This is a genomic window from Kitasatospora sp. NPDC048662 (genome assembly GCF_055587065.1).
Map to the genome: position 1 here is coordinate 47,288 of NZ_JBVJHA010000018.1, position 19,250 is coordinate 66,537.

At 73.7% G+C, this 19,250-nt stretch carries 22 protein-coding genes; 14 read left to right on the forward strand and 8 right to left on the reverse strand.

All coding sequences use genetic code 11. The features are described from left to right. Nucleotides 1–589 precede the first annotated feature (589 nt). Nucleotides 590–1,267, forward strand: a complete 678-nt coding sequence (locus ACZ6R9_RS31525) for a transglycosylase SLT domain-containing protein (RefSeq protein WP_380487636.1) — start codon at nt 590–592, stop codon at nt 1,265–1,267. Between the two features lie 7 nt (nt 1,268–1,274). On the opposite strand, the gene ACZ6R9_RS31530 is transcribed toward ACZ6R9_RS31525, so the two are convergent. Further along, the gene (locus ACZ6R9_RS31530; RefSeq protein WP_465542012.1) at nt 1,275–2,333 is read right to left on the reverse strand and encodes a protein kinase family protein; all 1,059 of its coding nucleotides are present in this window, start codon (nt 2,331–2,333) and stop codon (nt 1,275–1,277) included. Nucleotides 2,334–2,412: 79 nt separating this feature from the next. Then, entirely contained in the window at nt 2,413–2,868 is a 456-nt protein-coding gene (locus tag ACZ6R9_RS31535) for a MarR family winged helix-turn-helix transcriptional regulator (RefSeq protein WP_465542014.1), read from the reverse strand. A 138-nt stretch (nt 2,869–3,006) separates the two neighbouring features. Here ACZ6R9_RS31535 and ACZ6R9_RS31540 point away from each other — a divergent pair, with 138 nt between their 5' ends. From ACZ6R9_RS31540 to ACZ6R9_RS31550, 3 genes are all read left to right on the forward strand, one after another. Next, nucleotides 3,007–3,585 carry an EF-hand domain-containing protein gene (locus ACZ6R9_RS31540; protein WP_380487631.1) on the forward strand — a complete coding sequence of 193 codons (579 nt, stop codon included), beginning with the start codon at nt 3,007–3,009 and terminating at the stop codon, nt 3,583–3,585. Nucleotides 3,586–3,679: 94 nt separating this feature from the next. Beyond that, entirely contained in the window at nt 3,680–4,327 is a 648-nt protein-coding gene (locus tag ACZ6R9_RS31545) for a Clp protease N-terminal domain-containing protein (protein WP_465542016.1), read from the forward strand. Between the two features lie 106 nt (nt 4,328–4,433). Next, complete coding sequence (locus ACZ6R9_RS31550) at nt 4,434–5,162, forward strand: VIT1/CCC1 transporter family protein (RefSeq protein WP_465542017.1); 729 nt, start codon at nt 4,434–4,436, stop codon at nt 5,160–5,162. A gap of 133 nt (nt 5,163–5,295) precedes the next feature. Here ACZ6R9_RS31550 and ACZ6R9_RS31555 read toward each other — a convergent pair whose 3' ends face one another. Beyond that, nucleotides 5,296–6,393 (reverse strand): baeRF3 domain-containing protein, encoded by a 1,098-nt coding sequence (locus ACZ6R9_RS31555; RefSeq protein WP_380487623.1) that lies wholly within the window; start codon nt 6,391–6,393, stop codon nt 5,296–5,298. A 158-nt stretch (nt 6,394–6,551) separates the two neighbouring features. Beyond that, the gene (locus ACZ6R9_RS31560) at nt 6,552–6,977 is read right to left on the reverse strand and encodes a ribosomal maturation YjgA family protein (protein ID WP_465542019.1); all 426 of its coding nucleotides are present in this window, start codon (nt 6,975–6,977) and stop codon (nt 6,552–6,554) included. A 137-nt stretch (nt 6,978–7,114) separates the two neighbouring features. Here ACZ6R9_RS31560 and ACZ6R9_RS31565 point away from each other — a divergent pair, with 137 nt between their 5' ends. After that, nucleotides 7,115–7,657, forward strand: coding sequence for a 2'-5' RNA ligase family protein (locus ACZ6R9_RS31565; RefSeq protein ID WP_380487618.1), 543 nt, complete (start codon nt 7,115–7,117; stop codon nt 7,655–7,657). Between the two features lie 154 nt (nt 7,658–7,811). After that, nucleotides 7,812–8,588 carry a methyltransferase domain-containing protein gene (locus tag ACZ6R9_RS31570; protein ID WP_380487615.1) on the forward strand — a complete coding sequence of 259 codons (777 nt, stop codon included), beginning with the start codon at nt 7,812–7,814 and terminating at the stop codon, nt 8,586–8,588. Between the two features lie 12 nt (nt 8,589–8,600). Here the strand turns inward: ACZ6R9_RS31570 and ACZ6R9_RS31575 are convergent, their stop codons facing one another. Continuing rightward, nucleotides 8,601–9,002, reverse strand: coding sequence for a pyridoxamine 5'-phosphate oxidase family protein (locus ACZ6R9_RS31575; protein WP_380487612.1), 402 nt, complete (start codon nt 9,000–9,002; stop codon nt 8,601–8,603). Nucleotides 9,003–9,114: 112 nt separating this feature from the next. Here ACZ6R9_RS31575 and ACZ6R9_RS31580 point away from each other — a divergent pair, with 112 nt between their 5' ends. From ACZ6R9_RS31580 to ACZ6R9_RS31605, 6 genes are all read left to right on the forward strand, one after another. Then, on the forward strand, nt 9,115–10,548 hold the full coding sequence (locus ACZ6R9_RS31580) for a DUF2252 domain-containing protein (RefSeq protein ID WP_465542022.1): 1,434 nt from the start codon (nt 9,115–9,117) through the stop codon (nt 10,546–10,548). A gap of 48 nt (nt 10,549–10,596) precedes the next feature. Further along, nucleotides 10,597–11,103: a GNAT family N-acetyltransferase gene (locus tag ACZ6R9_RS31585; protein WP_380487607.1), complete on the forward strand. Its 507-nt coding sequence runs from the start codon at nt 10,597–10,599 to the stop codon at nt 11,101–11,103. A 458-nt stretch (nt 11,104–11,561) separates the two neighbouring features. Continuing rightward, complete coding sequence (locus tag ACZ6R9_RS31590) at nt 11,562–12,353, forward strand: ATP-grasp domain-containing protein (RefSeq protein WP_465542025.1); 792 nt, start codon at nt 11,562–11,564, stop codon at nt 12,351–12,353. Nucleotides 12,354–12,404: 51 nt separating this feature from the next. Continuing rightward, nucleotides 12,405–12,827, forward strand: a complete 423-nt coding sequence (locus ACZ6R9_RS31595; RefSeq protein ID WP_465542027.1) for a RidA family protein — start codon at nt 12,405–12,407, stop codon at nt 12,825–12,827. Between the two features lie 130 nt (nt 12,828–12,957). Beyond that, complete coding sequence (locus tag ACZ6R9_RS31600; protein WP_465542029.1) at nt 12,958–14,169, forward strand: cytochrome P450; 1,212 nt, start codon at nt 12,958–12,960, stop codon at nt 14,167–14,169. Continuing rightward, nucleotides 14,166–14,399: a ferredoxin gene (locus ACZ6R9_RS31605; RefSeq protein WP_380487598.1), complete on the forward strand. Its 234-nt coding sequence runs from the start codon at nt 14,166–14,168 to the stop codon at nt 14,397–14,399. Before ACZ6R9_RS31600 ends, ACZ6R9_RS31605 begins: the two co-directional genes overlap by 4 nt. Nucleotides 14,400–14,548: 149 nt before the next feature. On the opposite strand, the gene ACZ6R9_RS31610 is transcribed toward ACZ6R9_RS31605, so the two are convergent. After that, nucleotides 14,549–15,814, reverse strand: a complete 1,266-nt coding sequence (locus tag ACZ6R9_RS31610; RefSeq protein WP_465542031.1) for an MFS transporter — start codon at nt 15,812–15,814, stop codon at nt 14,549–14,551. Between the two features lie 26 nt (nt 15,815–15,840). On the opposite strand from ACZ6R9_RS31610, the gene ACZ6R9_RS31615 reads away from it, so the two are divergent. Further along, nucleotides 15,841–16,365 (forward strand): CGNR zinc finger domain-containing protein, encoded by a 525-nt coding sequence (locus ACZ6R9_RS31615; RefSeq protein ID WP_465542033.1) that lies wholly within the window; start codon nt 15,841–15,843, stop codon nt 16,363–16,365. 23 nt (nt 16,366–16,388) lie between these two features. On the opposite strand, the gene ACZ6R9_RS31620 is transcribed toward ACZ6R9_RS31615, so the two are convergent. Further along, on the reverse strand, nt 16,389–17,021 hold the full coding sequence (locus ACZ6R9_RS31620) for an AAA family ATPase (RefSeq protein ID WP_465542035.1): 633 nt from the start codon (nt 17,019–17,021) through the stop codon (nt 16,389–16,391). 112 nt (nt 17,022–17,133) lie between these two features. Further along, on the reverse strand, nt 17,134–18,567 hold the full coding sequence (locus ACZ6R9_RS31625; protein ID WP_465542037.1) for an FAD-binding oxidoreductase: 1,434 nt from the start codon (nt 18,565–18,567) through the stop codon (nt 17,134–17,136). Between the two features lie 227 nt (nt 18,568–18,794). On the opposite strand from ACZ6R9_RS31625, the gene ACZ6R9_RS31630 reads away from it, so the two are divergent. Beyond that, nucleotides 18,795–19,205, forward strand: a complete 411-nt coding sequence (locus ACZ6R9_RS31630; RefSeq protein ID WP_465542039.1) for a hypothetical protein — start codon at nt 18,795–18,797, stop codon at nt 19,203–19,205. Nucleotides 19,206–19,250: the final 45 nt, after the last annotated feature.

The following is a 19,250-nucleotide window of genomic DNA, read 5'->3' on the forward strand; positions in this document are numbered from 1 at the left end:
CGCTTTCCCGTTCCCGTCTCGGCGAACGGTAAGCGTTTTCCGATTCCCCCCGGGGCGCGCGGTAAGCGCTTTCCGATTCCCGCCGCGGCGAACGGTAAGCGTTTTCCGATTCCCCCCGGGGTGCGCGGTAAGCGCTTTCCCGTTCCCGCCGGGGCGGACGGTAAGCGCTTTCCCGCTGCCTTCCGGCGCGCTGACCCGGCACGGGGCGCTCGTTCGGTTCGGGGGTCGGCGCGGCCGCCTGCTGCCCGTACTCGTCCCGCCGCAGCGGCGTTCCGCTGCGCGAGCCCGCTGGCCTTCGCCCCGTCATCGTCACCCCTTGTCCACTGCCACGTCGTCGGCGCGACGTTCTACCGGTCCGGTCTGACAGACGCGCACCGGACGCCGCCCGGTTCCTCTACACGCATGTAGAGGTTGGAGCGAAGCATACAAATCCGTTCCGGGTACGTAAGCTCACCCACAGGTCGTCGCGGCGGGCCGCCCGTCGCGGGCGACACCTGGCAGAACGCGGCAGGCCGTCGGCAGGACACGGCCGCCGGCCGGCGACGGACCGCCGGCCGGGCCGCGGATCCGAACAGAAGGAGGCCCGGCGGTGGCGGAGCGCGGCGCGAAATGGCCGTGGGCGGTACTGGCCCTGGCGGTCCTCGCCATCTGGCTGTACGAGCGCGGCGACGACTCCGCGTCCACATCCGCCGCCACCCCGCCCGCGGCCTCGGCGAGCGGCTCGACCGGCGCCTCGGCCCCGGGGGCGCCCAGTCCTTCCTCCACGCCGCGCAGTTCGGCCGACTACGCGCCGCCGCGGTTCGCCCCGGAGGTGCGCAAGTACGCCGACGAGGCAGGGGTGGATCCGCAGCTGCTGATGGCGATCCTGTTCAACGAGTCGTACAAGCCGCACGGGCCGGACGTCGAGCGGGCCTGGCAGAAGATGAAGCCGGAGGCCTCGTTCGGCGTCGCCAACATGCACCGCGCCGCGTATGAAGAGTGCAGCAAGGGCCGCCCGTTCGCCGACCGGCCGTGGGAGGACCTGCCGGACGACCCGGCGCTGGCGGTGCGGGCGGCCGCCTGGCACCTGCACGACCTGGGGGCGCAGCTGCCCGCGAAGTGGTCGGCGTCGTACAACCGCAACGAGTTGATGGCGCTCGGCTACAACACGGGTGCGGGCAACATGCTGGCGTTCGCGCGCGGCGCGCACCCGGGCCCGGAGGCCCGCTCGTACCTGGACCGGCTGCACGACAACTGGGACAAGTCGGCTGCGGCGATTGCTTCTTGAGGCTGCCTCAGATACGGGCCGCCTGTTCCAGTTCGGCGAGCGGGTAGGGCGTCAGTTTGCTCTCCCTCAGCACGCGGCGGTGGAAGTCGTCCAGCACCACGGCGGTCGGGGCGTGCCGGTCGAGCAGGGCGGCGGCGGGTTGGGGCACGGTGGTGGGGCGGTGTCCGGCGAGCCAGTCGCGCAGGAATTCGGTGCGGTCGGTGTCGCCGCGGTAGCGGTCCACCAGGTGGTACTGGAGCAGGTGGCCGGCGGTGTAGTGGCGGTCGTAGCCGCGGTGGTCGGCGAGGAAGCGGCGCTCGGCGGGGGTGAGGTCGAAGCGGGTGCTGAGGGCGAGGCCGAAGTCGGCGAAGGCGATCTGGTGGCCGTCGGTGAGCACGTTCTTGAAGTGCGCGTCGAAGTGCAGGAAGCCGCGTTCGTTCATGAACCGCGTGCCGCGGGCGAGTTCACCGGCTGCCCAGTGGTGCGGGGTGCCGGTGTGGTCGGGGTGGTGGTGCAGCCAGTCGGCGAGGGTGTGCGGGAAGTGTTCGAGGAACAGCACCAGGCTGTGGGTGGCGCCGGCGAGGGCCTCCAGCCGCCTGCGCACGGCCGGGTGCCCGTCCCAGTGGGTGACGGCCCCGTCGAGTCCGCCGAACTCGTCCATGAAACCGGCGGGCGGGGTGTCGGGCAGAACCCGCCAGTGGTACATCAGCGGGAAGCTCTCCTGGGCGCGGTCGAGCACCCAGTGGGTGGTGAGGGTGTGCGCGGCGAGTTCGCGCCAGGTGCCGAAGCCGGCGGAGCCGATCCCGTACTGGTAGAACCCGGGCAGCTCGAAGAGATTGGCGGTGCTGCGGACGTTGCGGGCCTCCAGTTCCAGGTCGGTGAGCGGCACCCGTTTGACGAACACCCGGACCCCGTCGATCTCCAGCGTGCCGGCCCGCCCGCCGATCCCGGAACCGCTGGGCGCCCACGCGCCTGCGGCGGCGAGCAGGTGGCCCAGCTGCCGGTCGCCGAGCAGGGCGAGCGCGGTGGCGGCCGTCCCGTACGTCCTGATCCGCGCGTCGGTCGTCGGCTCCTCGGCGTGACGCATCGACAACTCCCTCGTCCGGCACCCCCGTCCGCCCGAGCCTACCGCCGGAGGGTGCACCACTTCAGCGGAGGGCGGCCGGTCAGTGGTGCCAGGCCTGGCCGCCGGTGTTGTGGATGAACCGCTGCAGGGCCTTGATCGTGGTCAGGTACTCCTCGTCGGAGATGCCCGCGTGGCGCTCCGCCCACAGTTCGTCCTGGAGGGCGGCGGCTTTGCTGAACTGCGCCCGGCCCTCGGGGGTCAGGGCGAGCCGGCCGTCGGACTCGGTGGTCCAGCCGCGCTCGACGGTCACCTCGATCTCGGCCTCCATGGCGTCCCGTCCGGCGTCGAGGTAGCCGTGCAGCAGGTCGGTCACCTCGGTGCGGAGGCGCGGCCCGTCGGGGTTGGCCAGCTGGGCGAGCACCCACCACTGCGGCTGGGTGAGGCCGAGTTCGGCCAGCGCGCCGCGGGTGCGGGTGACGACGGCCTTGTAGGCCGCCCAACTCCAGTAGCCGATGGGCTGCTTGATCAGTTCGGCGTCGCTGTGGGTGTACTCCATGGCCGGACCCTCCCGGTCTCGTCGATCACTGCGGTGCACCCGAGCCTAGAAGTTCAAGCGCGCTTGAGGTCAAGCCCGGCGCTGGCCTCTTCCCCTAAACTGACTCACCGTCAACTCCCTGCCAGCGGAGGGTCATCAGTGTCCGAAGACCTGCTCATCGCCAAGATCAGCCACGGTTTCGACCACCTCGACGCGGACGGCGACGGTCTGCTGACCGGGCAGGACCACGTCCTGATGGGCCGGTCGGTGGCACGTTCGCTCGGGCACCCGGCCGGATCGCCCCAGGAGGAGCGGATCGTGGACGCGTACCTGGCGATCTGGCGCGAGGTGCATCTGCCCCAGCTGCCCGCCGGGGCAGGCGCGATCGGGCGGGCGCAGTTCCTGGAGTCCACGCTGGCGCTGGCGGACGATCCGGCGGCGGCCGAGGCGGTGCTCGGCGGGCTGGCCCGGGCGTTCCTGGCGATCGCGGATGCGGACGGCGACGGGCAGTTGGACGCCGACGAGTTCTTCGCCTTCCAGCACGGCCACTTCCCGCAGTTGCGGCGCATCGACGCGGACGCCGCGTTCGCCCACCTGGACCGGGACGGTGACGGCGCGCTGTCGGCCGAGGAGTTCGTCACCGCGATCGTCGAGTACTGGAGCAGCCGCGACCCGCAGGCGCCGGGGAACTGGTGGACCGGCAGTCCGCAGGGCAATCCCGACCCGACCACGCTCTGATCCGACGCGCGGCCCAACGGCACTGCGGTGGACCGCTGTTGACCACCCTTCGGACGATTTGACCGGGCGGCGGGCTCCGGGCAGCCTGGCGGTCATGACAGATCTGGATCTCGCGGGGTGGGTGGCCCGGATCGACGCCGAGACGGCCGGCGCCGGGGACCTGCATCGGATCGCGCACGCGCAGCGCCTGGCACGGGAGTTGACCGAGCTGGGTCACCGTCTGGTGGAGCACTACCTCGCGGCGGCGGACCCGACCGGGGCGGCTGAGGCGACCGAGGCGGCCGAGGCCCACTCCGAGGAGGTGCGGGCGGCGGAGGACCAGGCGGACGCGCTGCTGGACGAGGCGCGGCAGCGGGCCCAACGGCTGGGCCACCGCGAGACCAACAGCGGCCACCTGCTGCTGGCGCTGACGGCGGTGGACGACGCGGCGCCGACGGTGCTCGCGGGGCTGGGGGTCTCGCCGGAGGCGCTGGAGTCGGCGATCGCGCAGGCCTGGGAGGGCCACGCGTGGTGGCGGTTCCCGGTGCCGCCCGGCGACTTCCCGCCGCTCGCCCGGAGCGCGGCGGAGGTGTACGAGCGGATCACCGAGCCGTCGGCCGGGGCGGGTCTGCTGACGGAGCGGCTGCTGCTGAGCGTCCTGCAGAACGACACCCGGGGCCCCGGCCGGCCCGCCCTGCACACGCTGGGCCTGACCATCCGGCAGGTGTACCGCGAGCTGACCCGCCGCCTGGCCGCCGCCTGACCCGGCGCCCCGTGGCAGCGGCGCCCCCGTGGCAGCGGCGACGCGTCCTCCCGCACGGCGTTGTAGCTGCGGGACGCCGTGGCGGTGAACGGGCAGACTGGGGAGCATGATGGCTTCTCACGGGCAGGGCCCGGTGGATCACAACGAGGCGCACGATGCCGCCCTGGGCGGCCGATTGAACTGGCTGCGGGCGGCGGTGCTGGGCGCGAACGACGGCGTGGTGTCGACGGCGGGCCTGGTGGTGGGCGTGGCGGGCGCGAACGCCAGCTCCAGCGAGTTGCTGACGGCGGGCCTGGCGGGCCTGCTGGCGGGTTCGCTGTCGATGGCGGCGGGCGAGTACGTGTCGGTGAGCACCCAGCGGGATGCCGAGCAGGCGGCGCTGGCGCTGGAGCGGAGGGAGCTGCACCACACGCCGGAGGCGGAGCTGGTGGAGCTGACGGGCCTGTACGAGGCGAAGGGCCTGGACCCGGAGCTGGCGCACCAGGTGGCCGTGCAGCTGACCGCGCACGATGCGCTCGCGGCCCACGCGGAGGCCGAACTCGGCATCGATCCGAACGAGTTGACCAATCCCTGGCATGCCGCGTGGGCGTCCTTCGCGGCGTTCACGGTGGGTGCGCTGTTGCCGCTGCTGGCGATCGTGCTGCCGCCGCCCACGCACCGGGTGTGGATCACGGTGGTGGCGGTGCTGGCGGCCCTGGTGGTGACGGGCTGGGCGAGCGCCCGCCTCGGCGGCGCGGACCCGCGCCGGGCGGTGGTGCGCAACGTGGTGGGCGGTGGCATCGCGATGGGCGTGACGTACGCGGTCGGTGCGATCCTGGGCGCGTCCACGGGCTGAGCCGCAGCGCACGCCGGAGGCCTGTCCTCGAACCCGCGCCGCGGCCCTGCGGCGTCCGGCGCGTGCTCTCGGTGCGGACAGGCCCGAGGGGCCCGTGCCGCGGTGTTCGCGGCGCGGGCCCCTCGGTGAGCGGTCAGTAGCGCAGGTCGGCGGCGATCCGGCCGGCGTCGGAGAGGGTGCCGTCGGGGACGAAGCAGACGTCGGCGCCCGCGTCCAGGGCACGTTCGATGACCTCGTCGACGATGTCCTCGCGGGCGCCGGGCTCGTCCGCCTCGGCCGGGACCAAGTGGTCGCCGTCGTCGCGGACGGTGGTGCGGAGGTTCTCCTCGACCACCAGCAGGGCGATCCGGCCCTCGTTGACGGTCTGCCAGACCTCGTCCAGGCCGGCCGCGAAGGCCTTGCGGCCGCGGGCCTTGTCGAGCTGGGCGAGCGCGGTGGAGATCTCCTGGTCGGCGTGGGCGCGGACGGCGGACTCGATCACCTGGCGGACCTTCTCGGCGCCGGCCTGGGCGAGGCCGCCGTGCGGGAGCTGGGCGGTGGATTCCTTGGTGATCGGGCCGACGGCGTCCAGCAGGGCGAGCGCGGGGGCGTCGCCGACCACGAACAGCGGGCGGGGGTCGGCGGCGAGCACCTTGCCGATCTCGATGTCGGCCTGCCGCAGGAAGGTCTTGGTCTCCTCGTCGCGGAAGGTGCTGGGGGTGTCGCCGATCTGCTCCTGGCGCTCCGGGTCGGGGTTGTCGTACTCCCGGATCAGCGGGAAGCCGTAGCCGGTCTCCTCGGTCACCCGTTCCTCGGTGCCGCCCCACAGCACCACCCGGTCGGCGGCGACGGCGAGCACCCAGTGCGGGCGTTCGGCGATCTGCGCGGCGACCAGGTTGCGGGTCAGGAAGGTGTCGGACAGGACCACCCGGGCGGCGGCGGTACGGCCGAGTGACCACACCTGGTGCTCGCCGGGCGCGACGAGGATCGCCAGTCCGTCCTCGGCGTGCACCAGGTCGACCTCGGTGACGGCCTGGTCGAGCTGCCCCAGCACGTCGATCCGGACGGCGCGGTCGACCTTGGGGTCGGCCTGGACCCTCTCCTTCGCCTCGGCCACCAAATTGCGCAGCCGGACCGGGTCCTGTGCGTTGTCCGGCTCCCGCCGGTGCGTGGGCATCAGGATCGACACCGCCGGGTACGGGCGCGGCCGGCGCAGCTCGGCGAGGACGGCGGGGCTGAGGGCGGGGTGCATGGAGACCCTTTCCGAAGGCGGTTCGGCCTTCTGTGCGTGGACGCGCGAAGCCTGTGTTTCTGCTCCCGAATGTCCCAAATGTACCCATCTGCCCTTCGGCACGTCCCCCCGATGGCCCGCCCGACACGCCGTGTTCGGCCGTTCCCGGCGCCCGCCGCTCAGCCGCGTCCCTCGGCGAGGCGACCGGCGGCGAGGCGACGGGCGGCGAGGCGACGGGCGGCGAGGTGGGCGGCGACGGCGCCGAGTGCGCCGAGGGTGTAGCCGAGCAGGTCGGAGGGGTCGAAGGTGGTGCCGAGGACGAGCCGGGCCAGGCGGCTGTGCGAGCCGAGCGTTTCGGGGACGCCGGTGAGCTGGAACAGTTCGACGGCCCAGCTGGCGGCGAGCGCGACGGCGCCGGCGGTCCATGGCCGCAGGCGGGGTGCGGCGGCCATCAGCAGTGTGTGCAGCAGCGCGGTGTAGAGCGCCCCGCCGAGCAGCGCCCCGGCGGCGGACGGCAGCAGTCCGGGGGCGAGCAGACCGAGTGCGACGACGGCCACGGCGGCCAGCGACCAGCCGACCCGGTGCCAAAGCTGATGTCCCGTCAACTTACTAACATGCAAAGAATTTTGGCGCTCGGGAGGGAACGGAGGCCGGGGCGGGTGCGGGTCGCTGGTGCGCATCCGCACAGCCCATCACACGGGTCGGTCGCGGGTGCGGCCGGGCCCGGCCCTACGGTGGGGGCATGCGGACCATCGAGTTGACCTGCGCCCCGGCGCTGGACCGGGCGGTGCGGACGGTGTGGCGGCAGTTGGCCGACGGCGGGGTGGACTCGCTGGCGGACAACCCGCATCCGGCGCACCGGCCGCACCTGACGCTGGCGGCGTGCGGGGCGATCGAACCGGAGCGGCTCGCCGGGCTGGGTGAACTCCTGGCCGGCGCACTGCCGTTGGAGGTGCGGTTCACCGGCCTGCTGTCCTTCGGCGCGCGCAGCCGGCGGCGGGTGCTGACCTGGGGCGTGGTGCCCGGCCCGGCGCTGGTGGAGCTGCACCGCGAGGTGTGGCGACTGCTGGCCGACGTCCCGGATCCCGATCCGCGGTATCTGCCGGGCCGTTGGATGCCGCACCTGGGCCTGACCCGTCGCCTGGAGCCGGACGCTCTCGCGCTGGCGCACGAACTGCTGGGCCGCCACCCGGACGTGACCGGAACCTTCGACGCGGCGAGGACGTTCGACTCCGAGACCCAACTCACCGTCCCGTTGCCGACGGTGGCTGCGCCGGGCGCCTGACGACCGGCCTGCCACGGGCTCCGGAACGCGCTGCGGCTTCCGCGTCGAACGCGCCGCCGCTCCCCCGCCGAACGCCCTGACCTCCCCGGCGTACGCCCCTTGCCCTGGTGAAAGACGCTTCCCTGGCGGGGCCGGGTTTGGTTGACTTCCGGTCATGACCTCCCGTGTGTTCGAGACCGTGCCGCCCGACCCGATCGCCTACCTGGATCGACTGGCCGTCTCGGATCCCGGTCTCGACTACAAGGCGACGATGCTCACGGCGCTGGCCGCCGAGTGCGGTCACACCGTGGTGGACCTGGGGTGCGGCCCGGGCACCGATCTGGCGGCGCTGGCCGAGGTGGTCGGCGCCGAGGGCACCGTGTACGGGGTGGATCACGACCGGGAGGCGGCCGACGCGGCCACCGACCGGACGGCGCACCTGTTCCAGGTCGCGGTGCGGCTCGCCGATGTGCACGACCTGCCGCTGGCGGACGCCAGTTGCGACCGGGCGCGCGCCGACCGGGTGCTCCAGCACGTCGCGGATCCGGCGCTCGCCCTGCGCGAGGCCCACCGGGTGCTGCGTCCCGGCGGTCTGCTGGTGCTGGGCGAGCCGGACTGGGGCACCCTGACCATCGACCACCCGGAGCCGTCGCTGACCGCCGCGTACACCCGGTACGTCACCGACCACGCGGTGCGCAACGCCCGGATCGGCAGCCAGCTGCCGCGGCTGGCCGCGGAGGCCGGCCTGGAGGTGGTCGACGTCCACCCGCTCACGCCGGTCTTCCGCGAGGTGGCCGCCGCCGACCGGGTCCTCGGGCTGCAGCGGGTCACCCACCGCGCCGTCGCCGCGGGCTACCTCTCCCCCGCCGACGCCGACCGCTGGCTCGACCACCTGGCCACCGGCCCGTTCCTGGCCACCGTCACGTTCCACGTCGTCACCGCCCGGGCCTGACGGGGCCGGCTTTCAGGCGCGGCCGAGGGCCCGGTCCACGGTGATCTCGATGACCACCCGCTCCGGGTTCTCCCGGGGCGGGCGGTAGCGCTCGGCGTAGCGGCGTTCGGCGTCGGCGACGGAGGCGGCGTCCTGGCGGATCACGGCGCGGCCTTCCAGGGTGGCCCAACGTGCCCGGTCCACCTGGCAGATGGCGACCCGCTGGCCGGCCTCGCCGGCGGCCAGCACGTTGCGGACCTTTCGGCTTTCCCGGCTGCTGATCACCCGGGCGATCCCGGTTTCGGGGTCGAAGGTCGCGCCGACGGGCACCACGTGCGGGGTGCCGTCGGGGCGCAGCGTGGTGAGGGTGCACAGCTGGTACTCGCGCCAGAAGGCGAGGTAGGCGGGGTCGAGGTTGTGGATGTCGTGTGCCATGTCGGCATGGTACGGCGGACCCACTGGGTGGGGTGCGGGCCGGGCCCGGTAGCGTCGTCGCTGGTGGGGGCGGTCCCTGTCGGGTGTGGCGCGGTGGCGGAGGGAGTCCGGGGTGGCGACGGCGGAGGTTCGGGAGAGCGGTCAACTGTCCTTTTCCGCACGGCAGTTCGCGGTGAGTGGTTTCGCCTCGCGGCCGGACGCGGAGGGTCCGAAGCGGCGCGGGAAGCTGCTGCGGGAGCGGGTGCCGCTGCCGTCGCATGCCGGGCTGGTGCTGTCGGCGGCGCGGCCGGAGGTGGTGGCGGCGGTGGAGTCGGCGAACGCGGGCCGGCTGCCGCACCTGGTGCCGCTGCGGATCGGGCGGATGGCGGCGTCACCGTTCGCGTTCCTGCGCGGTTCGGCCGGCCTGATGGCGCACGACCTGGCGACCACACCGGTGAGCGGGGTCACCGCGCAGCTGTGCGGGGACGCGCACGCGGCGAACTTCGGCCTGTACGGGGACGCCCGGGGCCAGCTGGCGCTGGACCTGAACGACTTCGACGAGACGGTCGTCGGCCCGTGGGAGTGGGACCTGAAGCGCCTGGTGGCGAGCCTGGTCCTGGCGGGCCGCCAGCTGGGCGCGGACGAAACCGCCTGCCGGCAGGCGGCGTTCGACGCGGCGGCGACGTACCGGCGGACGGTGCGGCGGCTGGCGAAGTTCCCGGCGCTGGACGCGTGGAACGCCTGGGATGCCATCGCGGAGCACCAGTTGGTGGAGTTCGCGGAGGCGCACGAGCTGAGCGAGGTGCTGGCGGCGGTGTCGGCGAAGGCGTTGCGCAACACCGGCGCGAAGTTCGCGGCCCGCTCCACCGTCCGCACGGAGGACGGGGGTTGGCGGTTCGTTGCGGCGCCGCCGATCCTGTCCGAGGTGACGGACCGTCAGGCTTCTTTGACAGCGGGCGCGTTGTCCTCGTACCGCGACACGGTGCCGGCGGAGCTGCACCCGCTGCTGGACCGTTTCCAGGTGCAGGACGTGGCGTTCCGGGTGGTGGGCACGGGCAGTGTCGGCACCCGCTCCTACGTGGTGCTGCTGACCGACCGCAGGGGCGGGCCGCTGGTGCTCCAGGTGAAGGAGGCCCGCCCGTCGGTGCTGCTGCCGCACCTGGTGCGGGCCGGTTTCCCCGTCCCGGCGGAGGGCGGCCACGAGGGCCGCCGGGTGGTGCTCGGCCAGAAGCGCATGCAGGTGGTGTCGGACCCGCTGATGGGCTGGACCACCGTCGCCGGACTCCCGTACCAGGTACGCCAGTTCCGCAACCGCAAGGGCAGCGTCGATCCGGCCGCCCTGACCCCCGCCCAACTCGACGACTACGCCCGCCTCACCGCCGCGCTCCTCGCCCGCGCCCACGCCCACACCGCCGACGCCGCCCTCATCGCCGGCTACTGCGGCAAGGACGACGGCCTCGACGAGGCCCTGGCCGCCTTTGCCGTCACCTACGCCGACCAGTCCGAATCCGACCACGCCGCCCTCCTCACGGCCATCCGCTCCGGTCGCCTCCCCGCCGAGAGCTGACACCGGGGTGGGGACTCCGCGGGGCCCTGCACCATGCACAATGGGCGCATGCGGGTACGAACGGTGCGGGTAGCGGAACTGTCGGCGCTTCAGGAGATCGAGCGGGCCGCCGGCAGGTGGTTCCATGAGGTCGGGATGGCGGAGATCGCGGAGGACGAGCCGCTGTCGGTCGGGGAGTTGGGGCGGTTCGTCGAGGCGGGGCTGGCCTGGGTGGCGGTGGACGGCGAGGACCGGCCGGTGGCGTATCTGATCGCCGAGCGGGTGGACGATGCGCTGCATGTGGAGCAGGTGTCGGTGCATCCGGATGCGGCGCGTCGGGGTGTCGGGCGGGCGTTGCTGGAGCATGCGGCGCAGGTGGCGCGGGCCGAGGGACTGCCGGCGGTGACGCTGACGACCTTCGCCGAGGTGCCGTGGAACGCGCCGTACTATGCCCGTTGCGGGTTCCGGCCGGTGCCGGAGGAGTTGCTCGGTCCGCAGCTGCGCGAGGTGCGGGCGCGGGAGGCGGAGCACGGGTTGGACCGCTGGCCGCGGCTGGCGATGCGCCGTACTCTCTGAGCCACCCGGTGGCCCTGCCCGGCCGCCGGTGGCTGCCACCCGCCCCGGCGCCCGGGGCGGCCGGACATGGGAGGGACTGGGCCTGGTCACGCGCGGAACGGCACGGCTGCTGGTGGGCAACAGCGGTGAGGGGCCCCTGGAGTTGACGGTGGAGCCGTGGGCCGAGACCTGCTGGATCCCACCGGGCCGGACGTTCGCGGTGATCACCCACGCGCCGGACGAGGACGGGCGGTGGCCGGGCACGAACAGCCCGCACCAGCCGTTCGGGATCGACTGTCGGCCGGATTCGGTCACGGTGTGGCCGTACGGCAGTTGTTACCACCTGACCGACGCGGCGGGCGCACCGATCGATGGCGCCGACTGGGACTGCCCGGAGCGTCCGCCGGCCTGCCGAGCATGGCCCGGGTTGCGCGAAATCCCCTGGCCGGACGGGCTGTCGGCTTGTCATGATCGTCAGCATGAACGTGCTCTCCCCCACCCTGCTGCTCGCGCCCCGGATCAACGAGACCGGCCTTCAGCTGCGCACGGCCGCCGGCCGGCGCGGGCTGCGGGCGTTCACGGCATCCTCCTGGCGGGCCCCGCAGGAGCTGTTGGGGCAGCGGGTCCACCTCTACGGCGGCCCGTTGTTCGGCGACGCGGTCGGCCGGGCGCTGGGGCTCGGCCTGTTGGAGCCCTCCGCCGACTGGCTGGCCGCGCTGCCCCGTGAACTGACGGGCCGCACCGTCGAGTTGACCACACTCGGGGCGGCGCGGCGGCTGGCCGGGCCGGTGTTCGTGAAGGCCCCGGCGGACAAGCACTTCGCGGCGCGGGTGTACCGCGACGGCGGCGACCTGCCGGGCTCGGAGCTGCTGGACGGGGACGTGCCGGTGCTGGTCAGCGAGGTGGTCCAATTCGCCGTCGAGTACCGGCTGTTCGTGCTGGACGGCGCGGTGCGGGCGGCGTCCCGGTACGCACGGGACGGCGAACTGTCCATCGGCGCACCGGAGTCGGACGGCTTGCAGGCGTTCGCCGCCGAGGTGCTCGCGGCCTCCGCCGAGTGCGCGCCGCTGCCGAGCGCGGCGGTGGTGGACGTCGGCCGCACGCCCGGCGGTTGGGCGGTGGTGGAGGCCAACGCGGCCTGGGCGAGCGGCGGTTACGCGTGCGACCCGGACGCGGTGCTGGACGTGGTGCTGCGGGCGGCCGGGCCGCTCCACCAACTCCCGGACGGCGACCAGCCGTTCCTGCGCGAGCTGCCGCAGATCGAGGACTGAGGAGGACCTACGGGGTGCGCCGGGCGGCCCGGCTGGGCGAGGATGATCGCCATGAACTCCTCGCACCTCACTCACATCGCCGAGCCGCCCGGCGTCGCCCCGGCCGCGAACTACACCCACGTGGTCACCGGCACCGGCCGGCTGGTCCAGGTCTCCGGGCAGGTCGCCCTCGACGAGCAGGGCCGGGTCGTCGGCGAAGGCGACCCCGGGGCGCAGGCCCGGCAGGTGTTCGCGAACCTGGACCGCTGCCTTGCGGCGGCCGGCGCGAGCTTCGCCGACGTGGTGAAGCTGACCGTCTTCGTCACCGACATCGCGTACCTCCCGGCGATCCGCGAGGCCCGGGAGGCCCACCTCGACCCGGCGCGGCTCCCGGCGAGCTCGGCGATGCAGGTGGTGGCGCTGTTCCGGCCGGAGATCCTGATCGAGATCGAGGCGCTGGCCCTCGTCGCCGATCGGACGCCCGTCCAGTCGTAATCCCCGTCTCCGGTCCGCCGGTTGGGATTCCACGGCTGGCTGGATTCCGTGCTGCTGCGGGGCCGGTGCGCCGCATACGGTCGGAGATGGCTGCCGGTCGGCAGCTCGCAGTCTCTCGCCAGGAGGACGGATGACCACCGCCGCGCACCCCGACGCCCCCGGCGCGCAGCCGCTGGTGCCCCTGCACTGCCTGCTGCGCGCCGAGCCCGGCCCCCCGAGGCCGGCGGCGCTGCCGACAGGCACCCCGGTGTGGGTGCTGACCCGGCACGCGGACGTCCGGCAGGCGCTGGCCAACCCCGGCTTCGGCCGGGCCACGCTGTACGCGCCGGACGCCCCGCCGCTGACCCTGACCCCGAACATCCTGGACGACCCGGCGTCGATGCTGAACAGCGACGGCCCCGACCACCAGCTGATCCGCCGCACCGTGCAGCGCGCTTTCACGCCACGGGCGATCGAACGCTGGCGGCCCTGGGTGGACGGCGTGGTACGGGAGTTGGTGGACGACCTGGTCGCCTCGGGCTCGCCCGCGGACGTGGTCGCGGCGCTCACCAAGCCGCTGCCGGTGCGGGTGATCAGCCGGCTGATGGAACTCGAGGGCCTGGACATCGACCGGCTCGGCCACTGGAGCGACCACGCGCTGTCCACCACGGCGTACACCGCGGACGAGATCCGCACCGCCATCCGGGAGTTCGGCGAGTTCGGGTACCAGCTGGTGGTGGCCCGCCGCAAGAACCCCGGCGAGGACCTGGTGAGTTCGCTGGTGCAGGCCGCCGACCAGACCGGCGGGGTCACCGAGGAACAGCTGACCTCGCTCACCATCGGCCTGGTGGTCGCCGGGCACGAGACCACCATGACCAGCTTCGGCAACGCCCTGGTGTACCTGCTCGACCCCCAGCACGCCGACGCCTGGCGGCGGATCGGCGAGGACCTGCCGGCGGCGACCGCGGCCACCGAGCAGATCCTGCGCACCGTCCCGCTCGGCGACCGCACCTCCGCCCCCGGACTGCTGCGCCGCGCCGTCACCGACGTGGAGATCGGCGGGGTGACCATCCCCGAGGGCGCGATCATCGCCTGCGACGCGAGCTCCGCCAACCTCGACCCGGACGTCTACCCGCAGGGCCCGACCGATCTCTTCGCGCCGCTCGGCACCCCGTCGCTGACCTTCGGCGCCGGCCCGCACCACTGCCTGGGCGCCTGGCTGGCCCGGATGGAACTCGAACTCGGCCTGCACCACCTGGCCCGCGTCCTGCCCGGGCTGCGCCTCGCCACCCCCGTCGAGGAGATCGCCTGGCGCACCGGCCTGCTCACCCGCAGCCCGCTGCGCCTGGAGGTGGCCTGGTGAGCACCGACTCCGTCGTCGTGACGGTCGACCAGCACCGCTGCATCGGCAGCGGCCTGTGCGCCCGCACCGCCCCCGACGCCCTCACCCTCGCCCCCAACGGCCGCGCCACCCCTGTCCACCCCACCGCCACGCCCTCCCCCGACCTCACCGAGGCCGCCGAGATGTGCCCCGTCGAGGCCATCGCCGTCCACCACGCCACCACCGGCGAACTCCTCGCCCCCGTCTGGTAGTCACCCGACCGCACCGGCCCCGGGAGCACGCCCCTCCCGGGGCCGGTGGGTTGCGCGGCCGGCCCGGTCGGCCCTGCACGGTCCGGCCCTCCGATCAGCCAGCCGCCCCCGGCCGGAGCGGGAGTGCGGCGTGCCGGCGGCAGCGCTCCTCAGCGGCGCGGTTCGCGCCGCCGGGTACGGAGTTCCGCGCCAACCGCGCCTGCCAGAGCGGCGACGGTCGGCAGTGCCAGCAGCGCCCAGGCCGGGGTGAAGCTGTCGGTGAGGTCGATCAGCAGGCCGAGGACGGGTGGCACGGTGATGACGGCGAGCTGGTTGACGGACATGGCCAGGCCCAGGGCGAATCCGGTCCGGCCCGCCGGGGCTGTTTCGGTGACGTGGGCGACCCATGGGCCGTACCAGCCGAAGCCGAAGAAGCCGAGCCAGACGAAGACACCGGAGGCGACGACCGGGGCGCCGCCGAGCGGTGTCATCAGCACGGCCAGGCCGGCGATCACGGCGGCCATGCAGACCAGGACGACGGCGTGACGACCGAACCTGCTGCGGTCGCTCCAGGCGGCCAGGCAGATCCGGCCCGCGACGCCCGCCCCCTGGGCGGCCACCAGGACCAGGGCCGCCTGCCCGGCGCCGACCGATGCCTCCCGGTGGAGGTGCAGCACCGTCAGAATGCCGACGCCGCACTGGACCGAGACCAGGCTGGTCCCCGCCAGCATGATCTTCACCATGGACGGTTCACGGAGCATCCGCAGCCGGGCGCGCAGCTGGGCCGAGAGCGGGACCGACGGCTCCTTCTCGGGCAGGACGGGCGGCGCGGGTGGCCGCCGGTAGCAGCCCAGGAAGAGGCCGGCCCCGAGCAGCGCGACGAGGCAGCCCGTCACCAGGGTCGCCCGCCAGCCGAACTCCTCGGCCACCACGGGGAGTACGGCCGAGGCGAGGGCCGCACCGAGCGGCAGCCCGGCCTGCCTGACGCCCATGGCGAAGCCCCGCCGGGACGCGTCGAACCAGGACGCCACGGACTTGCTCCCGCCCGGCTGGACGGTGCTGTAGCCGGCGCCGACCACCAGCAGCGCGCCCAGCAGCGCCGGATACCCGGGCGCCAGGCTCCCCGCGCCCAGGGCCAGCCCGACCACGCCGGCCCCGATCCCCACCACCCACCGTTCGCCGTACCGGTCCAGCAGCTCACCGGCCACCAACAGCCCGGCCAGTGGCGCGAGTTGGGCAGCCGAGACCAGCAGGCCGAGCTGCGCCGCGCTCAGGCCCAACGCTGTCTCGAGCTGGACGCCGAGCGCTCCGATGCCGCCCACGAAGAACCCGGACGCGGCCTGGGTGAACGTGGCGATGCCCAGCACGACCCAGCGGTAGCGCCACGGGTCGCGGCGCGCGGATCCGGCATGTACGGCGGCGGCCTGTTGTGTCATGCCGCCCACTCTGTTGTCATGCCCTTGTGCAACTCAACCCTTACGGCGAGGACGCCGTGAACCTGGCCGCAGACCTGGCCAACCGCCGCCCCAGAAGCGCGGACGAACTGGCGGACCGCTGCCGCGCCGCCGGCCTGACAGTGGAACGCCCGGTGGCGGCGGACGATCTGCACCGTGCCCTGGCCGCACTCGACGCCTGGGAACAAGTCGTCGACGCCCCCGGGGAGCAGGAGCGCGCCGACCTGCTGAACCGCATGCTGGCCGAGGCCGCCGCGTACCCCCGGCTGACCTCCCACGCCGGAACCGGCTGGCATCTGCACTACCGGGACGCGGAACAGCCGCTCGGCGCCCTCCTGTTCACCCTGTTCGCGGTCGGCACCGCCCTGCATCTGGCGGGCCGGGGCATGCACCGGCTGGGGCGCTGCGAGGTGACCGAGTGCGAGACGGCCTTCGCCGACACCTCACGCACCGGACGCCGGCGCTACTGCTCCCAGCGCTGCGCCAACCGCGACGCCGTCCGCCGGCACCGGGCGCGAACTGCGGCCACCTGACGGCGAGTTCGCCTGGGTCCTGCTCAGTCGAAGCGCAGATGCCGGATTTTGACGGCGGCCCGGCGCAGCGTCGCGCGGAGCGCCGTGTCGGTGTCCGGGGCGGGGCGCAGCCCGGCGAGTTGGGCGATGCGGTCGGCGACCTGGGTGACGGTCAGCCGGTCGGTGCGCAGGTGGGTGGCGAAGGCGGGGCCGGCGAGCCGGTGCAGGCAGTCGTCGAGGCGGCGGACGGCGAAAGTCTCGCCGTTCGGCGGGGCGGGCAGGTGGGCGAGGCGTCGCAGGTGGTGCACGGGTTCGCGTTCGGCGAGGCGGCGCAGCACGGTGGCGCGGTCGGCGAGCAGCGTGAAGTGCCGTACGTCGTGGCCGAGTTCGCGCAGGCGGCCGACCGTCTCAGTGAAGTACGCCGGCTCGGTGACGGTCATCGGCACGATCAGCGGGCCGGGGTGACGGCGCACGGCGAGGTCGAGCATCTCGACGGTCCCGGTGCGCCACGCGGTCAGGTCCTGGAAGTCGCCGCGCAGCGCCGGGGGCAGCATCCGGTGAAGGCCGAATCCGAGGTGTTCGGGGTCGCAGACCACGGCTCCCGGCAGGCGGCGGGCCAGGTTGTGTGCAGTCTGCGTCTTTCCGCCCCCGAACGGCCCGTTGATCCACAGCAGCACGGCCGATGCCTCCACTTGTCACTCGACGCCCATCGATGTCACCACCATCGCACGGCACTTGCGTCGCCCGCCCCGGTGGGGCCGATCGCTCTGGCGCGCCGGGCTCGCCTGATCAGCTCCGCCGCCCCCGCCCGATGGCCTGGGGGAAGTCGAAGAACCCGTCCGGGTCGTACGCGGCCTTGACGGCGAGCAGGCGCGGGAGGTTGGCGCCGTAGTAGGCGTGGCCGAAGTCGTCGAGGTACGGGTCGGCGTAGTTGACGTACGCGCTGTCCCCGGCCCACGGGCGCATGGCGCGGCGCAGGCCCTGCTGCCAGCGGGCCGCCGCGTCCAGGGCGGCGGGCGGGGTGCCGGGGTCGAAGACGCTGTGGTACTGGGCCGAGAACAGGGCGTCGCGGTGGACGAACGCGGTGTCGGCGGGGGCCACGCGTCCGACGGCCCCGCGCAGGCTGTCCAGCAGGACGTAGCCCGGACCGCCGTCCGTCGCGCGGCGGTTGACGGCGGTGACCAGCGCGTGGAGGCCGGCGGGCGGCAGCCGGACCGGGAAGAAGTTGGACGTCGCGACGAACGGCGGCCGGTCGATCACGCCGTGCGGCGTCGCGCCGGTCAGGCGGAGTTGGGCCACGCTGCCGGGGATCCCCGTCATCGACATGATCATTTCCCGGTAGGGGATGACCTCGTTGCTCAGCTCGACCGGCTGGATCCCGACGGCGGCGACCAACTGCTCGGCGAGGCCGAGCCCTTCGCCGAGGACGTACAGCGCCGACTCCACCGTGCACTGCCCCGTCTCCTCGGCGGTCAGCCGCAGGCTGGACCACGCCTCGTCGGGCAGTCCCGGTGCCCAGCGCTGCCAGGCGTCGACGATCCGGGCCGCGTCACGCCAATTCCAGCGCAGGTGGGCCCGGGTCACCTCGGTCGTGGGGTGCGTGCGGAACGTGAACGCCGTGACCACCCCGAAGTTGCCGCCTCCCCCGCCGCGCAACGCCCAGAACAGCTCCGGCTCGCGCTCCGCCGAACACTCCCTGACCCGGCCGTCGGCGGTCACCACCACGGCGGAGACCAGCCGGTCGCACGTCAGCCCGTAGGCCCGGCAGACGGCCCCGATGCCGCCGCCGAGTGTCAGCCCCGCGATGCCGACACTCGGGCAACTCCCCGCCGGAATGCTCCGGTTCTCGGCGAGCAGCGCGTCGTAGACGTCGATGAGCAGCGCCCCGGCCCCGACCGTGGCGGTCCCGGTCGCGGCCGACCCCTCGGTGCCGACCGTGTTCATCCGGCTCAGGTCGAGCGTGACACCCGGGCTGGTGGACCACCCCCCGTAGCAGTGGCTCCCGCCGCGCGCCGCCAGCGGCAGCCCGTACCGGCGGGCGAACGCGAGTGTGTGCCGCACATCCTCGACCCCCTGCGCGAACACCACGGCCTGCGGGTGAACGTCGAACCGCGAGTTGTAGGGCAGCCGGGCCACCCCGTACTCCGCGTCCCCGGGCCGCACCAGAGTGCCGTCGAGATCGCGGGCCAGTCCGTCCCAGTCGGTCGAGGTCGTGCGCGGCATCGGCTTCATCCTGCCGATTGTGAGGCCCCACCGCCCCTGATGGCCAGGTGCATCCTGCCGTGACGGGTGCGCACTCGTGGGACAACAGGCCCTGACCGGCCGCGAGTTGCTCATCCGCGACGCCCCCCGGCAGGCCGCACCGGCACGATGACCTGCGGCATCGTCGAAGTCGGGGGCTCGGTCTACGCTGTGCCCACGGCCGCCGGCCACCGACAGGAGCAGACGTGATGAATGACAGCAGACACACGGCAGTTGCGCTTCGCGATGCCCATTTCCGGCTGAAGCGACTGGTCCGTGCCTGGGAGGAAGGCGCCCCCGTCGGCACGGTGTGCGGCCGCGAGCCGCTGGGCCCGGCCTGGCAGTACTCGGACCGGCCGGACGAGGCCTGCTACCTCGACGGCCGGGTGATCGAGCTGGCGAGCGGCCTGACGGTGGTCGCCCAACTGACCGTCGGCTTCGGCACGATCGGCGCGGACGTCCTGGCGTCCGTCACCGTCGAGGACGACGAGGGCAACGTCACCGAGCTGCTGTCCACCGGGCCCGAGGAGTTCCCCGCGAGCGCCGCGGAACTGGCCACCGAGATCGGGCGGTGCCTGACCCGAATGGAACAACTGGACCTCTCACCCGTCGTCCGCTGACCTCCCGCCAGAACTTGATCGGGTAACCGCCTGACAGGTAGATGT